Origin of the sequence: Phenylobacterium sp. (assembly GCF_022402485.1) — a bacterium.
Classification (GTDB): Bacteria; Pseudomonadota; Alphaproteobacteria; order Caulobacterales; family Caulobacteraceae; genus Phenylobacterium.
This window is the reverse complement of sequence record NZ_JAKRSA010000010.1, coordinates 58,457-70,957: the sequence shown is the minus strand read 5'-3', so window position 1 is coordinate 70,957 and position 12,501 is coordinate 58,457. Positions and strand designations below refer to the sequence as shown.

The following is a 12,501-nucleotide window of genomic DNA, read 5'->3' as shown; positions in this document are numbered from 1 at the left end:
GCCGGCGAACGGGATAACCCTTCCCCGGCCTATCCTTGAGACTTGAGCCTGGCCTGCAGAGCGGCTTTAAGGCTTGGCATGAGCGATGCTGCAAAACCCCGACTTCTCCGCGCCCTGGCTGGCGAGACCCTCGATCGGCCGCCGGTCTGGTTCATGCGTCAGGCTGGACGCTCCCTGCCCGAATATCGCGAGCTGAGGACCAAGGCCCCGGATTTCATCGCCTTTTGCCATAATCCTCAGATGGCTGCCGAAGCCACCCTGCAGCCCATGCGCAGGTTCCCCCTGGATGCGGCCATTGTGTTTGCCGACATCCTGCTTCTGCCCAAGGCCCTAGGACAAAAGGTCTGGTTTGAGGCCGGAGAAGGCCCGAGGCTTGGGGAGCTGCCGGCGCTATCGGTCATGGAAGCCGAGATTGAGGCCTCCACCGGAAGGCTTTCCGAGATTGGTGAAACCCTGACCCGGGTGCGGGCTGAACTGGAGCCTGAGCGGGCCCTGATCGGGTTTGCCGGGGCACCCTGGACGGTGGCCACCTATATGATCGAGGGGCGCGGCTCAGACCGCTCGGGTGCCCGGACCTATGCCTACCAGAATCCTGAGGCCCTGGATCACCTGCTGGACATTCTGGTGGAGTCCACCGCTCGTTACCTGGTCATGCAGGCCAAGGCGGGCGCTCAGGCCCTGAAACTGTTCGAGAGCTGGGCCGAGGGACTGGCGGAGGACGTGTTCGAGCGCATCGTCATTCGCCCCCATATTGCGATCATCGAGAAGGTGCGGGCGGCGGGGGTCGATACCCCCTTTATCGGTTTTCCCCGGGGTGCCGGCGCTCTGGTGGACAACTATGCCGCTGCCGTACCGGTACAGGCCGTGGCCCTGGACACCCAGGCCAGCGCCGTCCAGGGCCAGAGGATCCAGGCCAGTGGTAAGGCGATCCAGGGGGCCCTGGACAATCTGCTGCTCCGGGCCGGGGGTTCAGCCATGGATGCCCGGATCGACGCCCTGATCGAACAATGGGGTAAGGGTCCCTATATCTTCAATCTCGGCCATGGGGTCCTGCCAGACACCCCTATCGAACATATTGAACGGGCCGTGCGCCGCGTGACGGGGACCTAGATGAAGAAGAAGCTTGCGGTCGTCCTGTTCAATCTGGGCGGCCCGGATGGACCAGACTCGGTTCAGCCGTTCCTCTTCAACCTTTTCCGCGACCCGGCCATTATCGGCCTGCCGGCCCCGGCGCGATATCTTCTGGCCGGGCTGATTTCGACCACCCGCAAGAAGAGCGCCCAGGCCAACTACGCCATTATGGGCGGGGGCTCGCCCCTGCTGCCGGAAACCACAGCCCAGGCGACGGCTCTGGAGCAGGCCTTGGAGACCGCGGTCCCTGAGCTCGAGGCCAGGGTTTTCATTGCCATGCGCTATTGGCATCCCCGGGCCAAGGAGACCGCTGAGAAGGTCGCCGCGTTTGGGCCCGACGAGATCGTGCTCCTGCCGCTCTATCCGCAGTTTTCCACCACCACCTCGGCATCATCGCTCAAGGACTGGAATAAGGTTTACCGGGGGACAGGGGTGTCGCGGGCGGTGTGCTGCTACCCCACCGAGGCCAGCCTGGTGGCGGCCCACGCGCGCAAGATCGCAGACACCTGGGAGGCCCACGGCAAGCCCTCCCATGTGCGGCTTTTGTTTTCGGCTCACGGTCTCCCGGAGAAGGTCATCAAGGACGGTGATCCCTACCAGGCGCAGGTGGAGGCTACAGCGGCCGCGGTCGCAGCCTTGCTGCCCGAGCTTGCGGACTGGCAGGTCTGTTATCAGAGCAAGGTCGGCCCCCTGGCCTGGATTGGCCCATCCACAGAAGATGCGATCCGCAAGGCCAAGGCCGATGGCGTAGGCGTCCTTCTGACCCCCATCGCCTTTGTCTCCGAACATGTGGAGACCCTGGTGGAGCTCGACCATGAATATGCCGAGATCGCCGAGGAGATCGATTGCGCCCCCTATCTGCGGGTTCCGGCCTTGGGGATCGACTCAGGCTTTATCGGTGGGCTCAAGGGCATGGTGCTCGACGCCCTTGATAGCGGCCCCGGTGTCAGATCAGCTGGCGGGTGGAGCTGTCCGGCGACCTATGGAAAATGCGCCTGTAGAACGGGGAAAGCCGCATGAACTGGTATGATCTGCTTCGCGGCCTGCACATCATCGCTGTCATCGCCTGGATGGCAGCCATCATGTATCTGCCGAGGCTTTACGCTTATCATACTGAAACCGCCCCACCGGGGTCTGAGTTCGATGGCCACTTTCAGGTTTGGGAAGCCAAGCTCCTGAGGATCATCATGAATCCCTCCATGGTGATCACCTGGGTTCTGGGCCTTAGTCTCATTTTTTACCATATCTACGGCTTAGGGCGGGGTTGGGACTTCCTGCTGCAGCCCTGGATCATTTTGAAGCTCGCCCTGGTGATCTTCCTCACCGGCTGGCACGGCATGCTGGCGGGCGCGCGGAAGAAGCTCGCCGCGGGGGAGCGGCCGCGCACCGCTAGGTTCTGGCGAGCGACCAATGAGATTCCCTTCCTGATCACCATTGTCGCGGTTTTGGCCGTGACCCTGGAGTTCGGCGCCCGCTGAGCCCTGGGTACTTTTGGGTCATGGTCCCCCGTGGCCTATTGACCTTGGGCCCCGCCATGTGGTTTTGCCTAGGGACGCGGGAGCCATCCCGCGCCCCGCCTTTTCCCGGCGCCGCGCGTTAAACGCCGACGGCCCGGTTCTCGAGACATCATTGCCGGCCCCTTTTGTCAGGTGCCCCATCTCTTGTCCCCGCCCGCCCGGACTCTGTCTGGCTGGTCCAGGGGCCCTTCATTTCCATTAGAGACTCTAAAAAGACCATCATGAGCGAAGACACCGAAACCCAGGTCCTCGAAAACCAGATCGACGAGGATGGGGGCGCCGAGAACGAGCTGGATGAGCCGACCCTGGCCTCCCAGGCGATCGTCTCCATGGGCCTGACAAAGATGTCCCTGCAGGAGCTGAAGGAGAAATCCTCCTCCGACCTGCTGGCCTTTGCCGAGCAGATGGACATCGAGAACGCTAACTCGATGCGCAAACAGGACATGATGTTCGGGATCCTGAAGACCCTCGCCGAAGAAGGCGTGGAGATCTCAGGCTCGGGCACCATGGAGGTTCTCCCCGACGGGTTTGGCTTCCTGCGCAGCCCCGAGGCCAACTATCTGCCCGGCCCCGACGACATTTATGTGAGCCCCTCACAGATCCGGAAGTTCGGTCTGCGCACCGGCGATTCCGTGGTGGGTGCCATTCGTGCCCCCCGGGAAGGGGAGCGCTACTTCGCCCTGGTCAAGGTCGACCAGATCAATTTCGAAGACCCGGAAAACGTCCGGCACAAGGTCCACTTCGACAACCTGACCCCGCTCTATCCTGAAGAGCGTCTGCGGATGGAGATCGATGATCCCACCCTGAAGGACCGGTCCGGCCGGGTCATCGACATTGTCGCCCCCCTGGGCAAGGGCCAGCGCTGCCTGATCGTCGCCCCGCCCCGGGTGGGTAAGACGGTGATGCTGCAGAACATCGCCAAGTCCATCGAGGCCAACCACCCTGAGGTCTATCTCATCGTCCTGCTGATTGATGAGCGGCCGGAAGAAGTGACCGACATGCAGCGCACGGTGCGTGGCGAGGTCATTGCGTCCACCTTCGACGAACCGGCGACCCGCCACGTGCAGGTGGCCGAGATGGTCATCGAAAAGGCTAAGCGCCTGGTGGAGCATAAGCGCGACGTGGTGATCTTGCTGGACTCGGTCACCCGTCTGGGCCGGGCCTACAACACCGTGGTGCCGTCCTCAGGCAAGGTGCTGACCGGCGGCGTCGACGCCAATGCCCTGCAGCGACCCAAGCGCTTCTTCGGTGCGGCGCGGAATGTGGAGGAGGGCGGTTCCCTCTCGATCATCGCCACAGCTCTGATCGACACCGGCAGCCGGATGGACGAAGTCATCTTCGAGGAGTTCAAGGGCACCGGAAACTCGGAAATCGTGCTGGACCGCAAGGTCGCCGACAAGCGCATCTTCCCGGCCATCGATGTGCTGAAGTCCGGCACCCGCAAGGAAGAGCTCATCACCCCGAAGGATCAGCTGCAGAAGACCTATGTGCTGCGCCGGATCCTCAACCCCATGGGGGCGCAGGACGCCATCGAGTTCCTGCTCGACAAGCTGCGCAACGCCAAGAACAACGACGACTTCTTCCAGTCGATGAACACCTGAGGTCGCGGTCTGTCCGGTCGAGGCCGGTCGGGCCTCAGATCGAGAGAACTTTGGGGACGGCTGGCCAACGGGTCAGCCGCCCCCTTTGTGTTTCACGTGAAACCTCAGGCCTGGCGGTCGGTGTGGTCCCGGGGCCATTTGACGAAGGCGATCACCCACAGCAGCACCATATTGGCAAAGGGCACCACAGCCAGGAAGGCCACGGCCCAGGGTATGCCCAGCCGGGAAAGGATCCGGCCTACGGGGTAGATCACCAGAAAGAGCCAGATGGCCAGGATCAGCCAGTGCCAGAGGGAAAAGCTGCCCATCTTAAGGGTCTCCTTGTGAAGGGTAGGGGCGCAGATCGGTCACGGGATCAACAGCGACGCGCCAACGGTCTCGCGGCCTTCCAGGGCCTCATGGGCCCGGCGGACCTCCGTCAGGGGGAAGGTCTGGCCGATATCGATCCTCACCTGACCGCTGGCGATCATCTGGAACAGGGCCTCTGCGCTGGCATCCAAGGCCTCGGTGGTGGCCACATAGTCGCCCAGGGTGGGCCGGGTGAGGAACACCGAGCCGAGCTGGGACAGGCGGGCGGGCAGAATGGCCGGGGCTGGGCCCGAGGCATTGCCGTAGGACACCATCATGCCCCGTCGGGCCAGGCTGGCCAGGCTGGCCTCAAATGTCGCCGCCCCTACAGAGTCATAGACCACTGGCACGCCTTCGCCGGCGGTGAGGCGGCGGACCTCGGCGGCCACGTCCTGCTCGCGATAGAGGATGGTGTGGTCGGCTCCGAGGCTGTGGGCCCGTTCGGCCTTGTCCTTTGAGCCCACCGTGGCGATGACCACGGCGCCCAGCGCCTTGGCCCACTGGACCAGGATCGAACCCACCCCGCCGGCCGCCGCATGGACCAGGATGGGTTGACCGCGCTGGACGACAAAGCAACGGCACAGAAGGAATTCTGCCGTCATACCCTTCAGGAGGGCTGCCGCGGCGACCTCCGCGGAGATCCCCGCCGGTGGCTTCACCGCGCGCCCGGCCTTGACCACGTGATAGTCCCCATAGGCTCCGATCGGCCCGGACGCATAGGCTGCCAGGTCGCCGGTGGCAAAGCGGGTGACGCCTTCCCCCACCTCGACCACCTCGCCGGCGGCCTCCATGCCCAGGCCTGAGGGCAGCTTGACTGGATAGAGGCCGGTTCGGTGATAGGTGTCGATGAAGTTGATGCCGATGGCCTGGTTGCGGACCAGGATCTCACCAGGACCTGGACGCGGGGTTTCAAGCTCCACCAGGTCGAGGACTTCGGGCCCGCCGGTGCGGGTGATCTGGACGGCCCACATCAGGACAGATGGGTCTTGAAGAAGTCGGCGGTGCGGCCATCGGCCAGTTTGGCGTCGGCGGGGTGATAGTGATCCCCCCCCTGACGGGCGAAGGCGTGATCCCGGCCCGGATAGGTATGGATCTGCACCTGCGGGTGATTTTTCAGGGCAGCCAGGATCAGCTCCTGGGCGGCGGGCGGCACGAACTGGTCGGCCTCGGCGATGTGCATCATCAGGGGGCTGGCGAGCCGCTCGCCTTCGGCTGTGCGCTGTTCGATCCCGACCCCGTAATAGGACACGCTGGCATTGGCGTCGGTGCGGGTGGCTGTGAGGAAGGCCAGAAGGCCCCCGAGGCAGAAGCCCACGGCCCCCACCTTTCCGGTGCTGTCGGGAAGATTCCGGGCAGTTTCGATCACCACACGGATGTCGCGGACCCCCTGGTCCGGGTCAAAGGCATTCATCAGCTCGAAGGCCTTCTTCCATTCGGCTTCGGACTTGTCAGTGATGTCGACCCCCGGCTCGATACGCCAGAACAGGTCAGGACAGATGGCAAGGTAGCCCTGGGCCGCATAGCTGTCGCAGATGTCGCGCATCACCTGATTGACGCCGAAAATCTCCTGCAGAACCACAATGGCCGGGGCCGGCGTCTGGGCGGGCCTGGCCACATAGGCGGTGAAGACGCCGTCTGGGGTCTGAATCTCAAGGGTTTGCCCGGCCATGATCTGCTCCCGTTGGTTTCATCGGTGTAAGAGGTCAGGATAAGGGGGACCTGTACCTCGACGTCCAGCCTACCAAGCCTGGGCAACAATGTCGCCACAACGCCCGGCCATGGGCGGGGAGAGCCCGATGAAGATGACCATCGAAATTGACTGCACCCCCACGGAGGCCCGGGCCTTTCTGGGCCTGCCTGACGTCTCAGAGCTGAACGCCCGGCTGGTGAGCGAGATGCAGACCCGGATGGAGGCCAATATGGCGATGGCCTCACCCGATGAGCTCATGAAGTCCTGGACGGCCTTTGGCATGGGGGCCCAGGAGCAGTTTCGAAAGCTGATGACGGCGGCGGCCGAGGGGGCCATGGGCGGCGGCGTCAAACCAAAATGACCGACACCATCTATGCCCCGGCCACGGCGCCTGGACGGGCGGCGGTGGCGGTGGTGCGCCTGTCTGGGCCAGACGCAGGTCGGGTGCTTTACGCCATGGGCGGACGTCTACCGGCACCCCGTCGAGCGGCGCTCCGGCGGCTACGGGATGGGGAGGGAGCTCTGCTGGATGAAGCCCTGGTGCTCTGGTTTCCCGGTCCCGGCAGCTATACCGGGGAGGACAGCGTTGAGCTGCATCTGCATGGGGGCCCGGCGGTCCTGGCCGGGGTCCTGCAGCGTCTGGACGGTCTTGGCCTGAGATTGGCCGAGCCGGGGGAATTCACGCGCAGAGCCTTTGAAAACGGCCGCCTGGACCTGGCCCAGGCTGAAGCGGTCGCCGATCTGATCGAGGCTGAGACAGCCGCCCAGCGGCGGCAGGCCCTGGATCAATTGGGGGGCCGGCTGAGCGGTGCCCAGGCCCGATGGAGGGAGGCCTTGATCGCAGCCCTGTCGGTGTTTGAGGCGGCGGTGGACTTCCCCGACGAAGAAATCCCCGCCGACGTGGCCATGCGCGCCGCCCCCATCCTTCGCCCCCTGATCGCAGAGCTCCGGGCCGCCGCCCTGGAGACCGAACGGGGGGAGCGGGTGCGTACGGGCTATCGGATTGCGCTCATGGGGCCGCCCAATGCGGGCAAGAGTACCCTGCTCAATGCCCTGGCCCGGCGGGAAGCGGCCATTGTCACTGCCACGGCCGGGACCACCCGGGACATCATCGAGGTTCCCCTGGTGCTGGCGGGCTACAAGGTGATCCTGGCCGACACGGCCGGTCTGCGGGAGACGGCCGACGAGATTGAGGCTGAGGGGGTCCGTCGGGCCAAGGCCTGGGGGGCCGAGGCCGATCTGCGGCTCTGGCTGGTGGACGGGGCGGCCCCAAAGGCGGCCCCAGAGGCGGGCACTGTGTCGGGGCTTGAGGCGGCGGACATCGTCCTGGTGACCAAGCGGGACCTGGGTGATGGCGGCGATCCTTCGGTCGGACGGCCTTTCAGCGCCAAACTGGCCGAGGACCTGGCCTGGCTGGAGTCGGTTCTGGCTGAGCGCGTGGCGATGGACCTGGGGGGCGCGGAACCCCCGGCGGCCACACGGCTGCGCCACCGGGGCCTTCTGACGGCGGCGATCGGGCATTTGGAGCGCGCAGCTGACCCGCAGGCGGAGCCTGAGCTCGCGGCCGAGGATGTTCGCCTGGCTGCCCGGGCATTGGATCGGATCACCGGGCGGATCGGCTCGGAGGATGTCCTCGACCGTGTGTTCGCCAGCTTCTGTATCGGCAAGTGATGTTTCACGTGAAACAGTCCCACCGGGACAGGGCCAGTGTTTCACGTGAAACAGAGCCAAGCCCAGGAAGGTAGGGCCAAGTCAGGCCAGGGGGTCGACAGGCGGCATAATGCGACGGCAGGCCCCGTCGACCTTTTCCCCAGCATCCCCTATATCAATCTCCGCGCGCCCTCGGCCCTGGGGCGTATCGGCTTCAAGGCTTAGGCGTGACCACCCCATCTTCTGACCTCAACCGGCCTGAACCCAGCATCTGGGACGTGATCGTCATTGGCGGGGGCCATGCCGGCTGCGAAGCCGCGACGGCCGCTGCCCGGGTCGGCGCCCGCACCTTGCTGCTGACCCATAAGCTGGAAACCATCGGTGAGATGTCCTGCAACCCGGCCATTGGCGGTCTGGGCAAGGGGCATCTGGTCCGGGAGATCGACGCCCTGGACGGGGTCATGGGGCGCATGGCCGATCAGGCCGGCATTCAGTTCCGTCTGCTCAACCGCTCTAAGGGTGCTGCCGTGCGGGGCCCCCGGGCGCAGATTGACCGTAAGCTCTACCGCCAGGCCATGCAGGCGGAACTGGCCGCGACCCCCAACCTCACCCTCAAGGGGGAGGCGGTGGAAGACTTGGTGGTGCAGGCTGGCCGGGTGACCGGGGTCGTCGGAGCCAGTGGGGCGGTTTATGCGGCGGGCCGGGTAGTCCTGACCACAGGCACATTCCTGAAGGGTCTGATTCATCTGGGGGATCGGCGCATCCCGGCCGGGCGGGCCGGGGAGGCACCGGCCATCGGTCTGGCCGACCGGCTCTATGACAGCGGCCTCAGCATGGGGCGGTTGAAGACCGGCACCCCGGCGCGATTGGACGGCAAGACCATCGCCTGGGACCGCCTGGAGATGCAGCAGGCCGACGAGACCCCCGTGCCGTTTTCTTTTCTGACCCAGGCCATCACCACCCCTCAGATCGCCTGCGGCATCACCTACACAACTGAGGCGACCCATCGGATTATCGCCGAGCGGCTGTCAGAGTCGGCGGTCTATGGGGGCCGGATCAGTGGGCGAGGGCCCCGTTACTGCCCCTCTATCGAGGACAAGGTGGTCCGGTTCGCCGACAAGACCAGCCACCAGATCTTTCTGGAGCCCGAAGGGCTCGACGACGACACCGTCTATCCCAATGGCATCTCCACCTCGGTGTCCGAGGAGACCCAGGACCTGTTTCTGCGCACCATCCCCGGCCTCGAACAGGTGCAGGTCCGCCGGTATGGCTACGCCATCGAGTATGACTATGTGGATCCCCGGGAGCTCTACCCGACCCTGGAGGTCAAGCGCCTGCCCGGGCTCTATCTTGCCGGTCAGATCAACGGGACCACGGGCTATGAGGAGGCCGGTGCCCAAGGCCTGGTGGCCGGCCTCAATGCCGCCCGGTCGGCCAGCGGTGGCGAAGGTCACGTGTTCGCCCGGGACGAGGCCTATATCGGCGTCCTGATCGATGACCTGGTCACCCGTGGGGTCACCGAGCCCTATCGGATGTTCACCAGCCGGGCGGAGTTCCGCCTGATCCTGAGGGCAGACAATGCCGATCAGAGGCTCACCCCCCGGGGGGAAGCGCTTGGGGTAGTGGGCACCCGCCGGGCCGAGGTGTTCGCCGGCAAAGCCGCCGCCTTGCAGAGCGCGCGCGCTGAAGCGGCTCAGCTCACCCTGACCCCGGCCCAGGCCGCCCGCGCCGGCCTGCCGGTCAAGGCCGATGGGGTGGTGCGCAATGTGGTCGACCTGCTGGCCTATCCGACCATTGCCTTTGAAGACCTGAGCGCCGTCTGGCCGCAGCTTGCAGAGTGGTCGCCTGAAGTCCGGGAACAGGTGGAGATCGACGCCAGCTATGCCGGCTACCTCGATCGCCAGGCCGCCGACGTGGCCGCCTTCCGTCGGGATGAAGACCTCCGCCTTCCGGCTGAGCTGGACTATGCCTTGGTCGGCGGTCTCTCCAACGAGGTGCGCGAAAAGCTCGCTGCCATCCGCCCCCTGACCCTGGGCCAGGCAGCTCGGATCGAAGGGGTGACCCCAGGGGCCTTGAGCGCCCTGCTGGCCCATGTGCGGCGCAGGGTTGCGGCATGAGCCCGACACCCTCAGACGGCGTGGCGGCGGCCGAAAATCCCCCTGAAAAAATCGGCCCTGAGGCGCACAGCGCCGTACCCCACATCGACCGCGCTGAGTTTGTGCGGCTGAGCGGGGCAACGGCCACGCAGATTTCAGCTCTGGAGACCTATCTGGAGCTTCTAACCGACTGGAATCAAAGGATGAATTTGGTCGGCCCGGCCACCTTGCCCGACTTCTGGGGAAGACATGCCTGGGACTCCGCCCAGCTCATTTCTTTGGCACCTGACGCCCTGACCTGGGCCGATCTGGGCGCCGGTGCCGGCCTGCCCGGAATCGTCCTGGCCATCCTCGGCAAGGACCGCGATGGCTTCGAAGTCCATCTGGTGGAGAGCATGGCCAAGCGCTGCCGTTTTCTCGAGACCGTGGTGGAGACCCTCGACCTGCCCGCGACGGTTCACAACGACCGTGCGGAAAACCTGTCCTGGGATGTGGATATCGTCACCGCCCGGGCTTGCGCCCCGATGACCCGCCTGCTGGGCTATGCCAGGCCCTGGATGACGGGGCACGCCGAGGGGCTTTTTCTGAAAGGTCAGGACGTGGCGGCCGAGATCGAGACCGCCCGGCAGTCCTGGCGGTTTGAGGCCGAGCTTCTGCCCAGCACCAGCGACCCCCGGGGTCGCATCGTTCGCCTGAGGAACAAGATCCATGCCCGCCGAAGCTGAGGTCCAGGAGTTGCAGCGTTCCGCCGCTCCGGCGAGCCGCACCCGCGTCCTGGTGATCGCCAACCAGAAGGGTGGCGTGGGCAAGACGACGACGGCCATCAATCTCGGCACTGCCCTGGCGGCTGTGGGGGAAAAGGTGCTGCTGATCGATTCTGATCCGCAGGGCAACGCCTCCACCGGCCTCGGCGTGGCTCGCGCTCGGCGCAAGACCACGCTCTATGACGTGCTCATGGGGGAGAAGCCCGCCGTGGAAGCGGTGGTGGCCACTGACCTGCCCGGTCTGTTCCTGATCCCCGCCGATCCAGACCTCTCGGGGGTCGAGCTCGAGCTGGGGGCCGAGGCGCGCCGGTCGTTCAAGCTGCGCGACGCCCTGGAACAGATCCGCCGGGAGGGCGACTTCACCTATGTGCTGATCGACTGCCCGCCGTCCCTGAACCTGTTGACGGTCAATGCCATGACGGCGGCCGACGCGGTGCTGGTGCCCCTGCAGTGTGAGTTCTTCGCCCTCGAGGGCCTCTCCCAACTGATGCGAACGGTGGAACTGGTCCGGGGCAGTCTCAATCCGGCCCTGGAAATTCAAGGGGTTGTGCTGACCATGTATGACAAGCGCAACAGCCTGTCCGAACAGGTGGCCAGCGATGTGCGCGGCCATTTCGGCAAGACGGTCTATGAGACGGTCATTCCCCGCAATGTCCGGGTGTCCGAAGCCCCGTCCTTCGGCAAGCCGGTGCTGGTCTATGACCTGAAGTGCGCCGGCAGTCAGGCCTATCTCAAACTCGCCCGGGAAGTCGTGGTCCGCGAGCGACAGCGCCGCGCCCAGGCGGGCGCCAGCAAGCAGGACGTCTGAACATGGCGGAAAACCGCAGGGGTCTCGGGCGGGGTCTATCCGCCCTGCTCGGAGAAGCCGAGGACGAGAACGCCGCCGATGCGGCTGCCGCCGCTGAAGCGGCCGAGGCCACAGGGGCGGCCCGGACGGCGTCACCCCTACGCGACCTGCCCATTGACCTGATTGATCCCAACGCCTCGCAGCCTCGGTCTGTGTTCCACGACCAGGACATGGAGGAGCTGACCAATTCCATTCGAGAGCGCGGCGTGCTGCAGCCGATCCTGGTGCGCCCCCTGCCCAATGGTCGTTTTGAGATCGTTGCGGGTGAGCGCCGCTGGCGGGCGAGCCAGCGGGTTGGGCTGCATGCGGTTCCCGCCGTGGTCCGGGAGCTGGACGATCTGCAGGTGATGGAGATCGCCATTGTCGAGAACGTCCAGCGGGCCGACCTCAGCGCCATCGAAGAGGCCCGCGGCTATGAGGTGCTGATCGCCCGCTTCGGCCGCACCCAGGAGCTGGTGGCCCAGGTGGTGGGCAAGAGCCGCAGCCATGTGGCCAACATGCTGCGTCTGCTGACCCTGCCCAGCACGGTTCAGAACCTGGTGGTGGAGGGCAAGCTCTCGGCCGGCCATGCCCGCGCCCTGATCACCGCCCCTGACCCCGAGGGTCTGGCCAGCCAGATCCTGGCCAAGGGGCTGTCGGTGCGCGACACTGAGGCCCTGGTCCGAAAAGGTGCAGCACCGGCGACGCGGACGGCGACAGCCCCAAGCGGTGGCGAGGCCAAGGACGCCGACACCCTGGCCCTGGAAAACGACCTGGCGGAGGTGCTGGGCCTGTCTGTCCAGATCGCCGACCGGGGCGGCACCGGCGAACTGAAGATCAGCTACAAGACCCTCGAACAGCTGGATGACCTCTGCCGC

13 protein-coding genes are annotated in these 12,501 nt (G+C 65.5%); 10 read left to right on the top strand and 3 right to left on the bottom strand.

Annotated elements, in window-relative coordinates; genetic code table 11:
• Positions 1–78: 78 nt before the first annotated feature.
• From hemE to rho, 4 genes are all read left to right on the top strand, one after another.
• Positions 79–1,110: a uroporphyrinogen decarboxylase gene (hemE, locus tag MH112_RS02760; RefSeq protein ID WP_296563499.1), complete on the top strand. Its 1,032-nt coding sequence runs from the start codon at positions 79–81 to the stop codon at positions 1,108–1,110.
• On the top strand, positions 1,111–2,151 hold the full coding sequence (hemH, locus tag MH112_RS02755; RefSeq protein ID WP_296563496.1) for a ferrochelatase: 1,041 nt from the start codon (positions 1,111–1,113) through the stop codon (positions 2,149–2,151).
• Positions 2,148–2,609 carry a CopD family protein gene (locus MH112_RS02750; protein ID WP_296563493.1) on the top strand — a complete coding sequence of 154 codons (462 nt, stop codon included), beginning with the start codon at positions 2,148–2,150 and terminating at the stop codon, positions 2,607–2,609. Before hemH ends, MH112_RS02750 begins: the two co-directional genes overlap by 4 nt.
• A gap of 260 nt (positions 2,610–2,869) precedes the next feature.
• Positions 2,870–4,249 (top strand): transcription termination factor Rho, encoded by a 1,380-nt coding sequence (gene rho, locus MH112_RS02745; RefSeq protein WP_296563489.1) that lies wholly within the window; start codon positions 2,870–2,872, stop codon positions 4,247–4,249.
• Positions 4,250–4,353: 104 nt separating this feature from the next.
• On the opposite strand, the gene MH112_RS02740 is transcribed toward rho, so the two are convergent.
• The 3 genes from MH112_RS02740 to MH112_RS02730 are packed head-to-tail and all read right to left on the bottom strand — an operon-like array spanning position 4,354 to position 6,266.
• Positions 4,354–4,557 (bottom strand): hypothetical protein, encoded by a 204-nt coding sequence (locus MH112_RS02740; RefSeq protein ID WP_296563486.1) that lies wholly within the window; start codon positions 4,555–4,557, stop codon positions 4,354–4,356.
• Positions 4,558–4,596: 39 nt separating this feature from the next.
• On the bottom strand, positions 4,597–5,568 hold the full coding sequence (locus MH112_RS02735) for a quinone oxidoreductase (protein ID WP_296563484.1): 972 nt from the start codon (positions 5,566–5,568) through the stop codon (positions 4,597–4,599).
• Entirely contained in the window at positions 5,568–6,266 is a 699-nt protein-coding gene (locus tag MH112_RS02730; RefSeq protein ID WP_296563482.1) for a dienelactone hydrolase family protein, read from the bottom strand. Before MH112_RS02730 ends, MH112_RS02735 begins: the two co-directional genes overlap by 1 nt.
• Positions 6,267–6,393: 127 nt before the next feature.
• Between MH112_RS02730 and MH112_RS02725 the strand changes: the two genes are divergently transcribed.
• From MH112_RS02725 to MH112_RS02700, 6 genes are all read left to right on the top strand, one after another.
• A complete protein-coding gene (locus MH112_RS02725; RefSeq protein WP_296563479.1) occupies positions 6,394–6,648 on the top strand; it encodes a DUF6489 family protein in 255 nt (84 codons plus the stop codon).
• A complete protein-coding gene (gene mnmE / locus MH112_RS02720; RefSeq protein WP_296563476.1) occupies positions 6,645–7,958 on the top strand; it encodes a tRNA uridine-5-carboxymethylaminomethyl(34) synthesis GTPase MnmE in 1,314 nt (437 codons plus the stop codon). Before MH112_RS02725 ends, mnmE begins: the two co-directional genes overlap by 4 nt.
• A 248-nt stretch (positions 7,959–8,206) precedes the next feature.
• A complete protein-coding gene (gene mnmG / locus MH112_RS02715; protein WP_296563957.1) occupies positions 8,207–10,054 on the top strand; it encodes a tRNA uridine-5-carboxymethylaminomethyl(34) synthesis enzyme MnmG in 1,848 nt (615 codons plus the stop codon).
• Positions 10,051–10,758 carry a 16S rRNA (guanine(527)-N(7))-methyltransferase RsmG gene (gene rsmG / locus MH112_RS02710; RefSeq protein WP_296563472.1) on the top strand — a complete coding sequence of 236 codons (708 nt, stop codon included), beginning with the start codon at positions 10,051–10,053 and terminating at the stop codon, positions 10,756–10,758. The genes mnmG and rsmG overlap by 4 nt, the downstream gene beginning before the upstream one ends.
• Positions 10,742–11,605: a ParA family protein gene (locus tag MH112_RS02705; RefSeq protein WP_296563469.1), complete on the top strand. Its 864-nt coding sequence runs from the start codon at positions 10,742–10,744 to the stop codon at positions 11,603–11,605. The genes rsmG and MH112_RS02705 overlap by 17 nt, the downstream gene beginning before the upstream one ends.
• Positions 11,606–11,607: 2 nt before the next feature.
• On the top strand, positions 11,608–12,501 hold an 894-nt coding region (locus MH112_RS02700; RefSeq protein WP_296563466.1), incomplete at its 3' end, for a ParB/RepB/Spo0J family partition protein.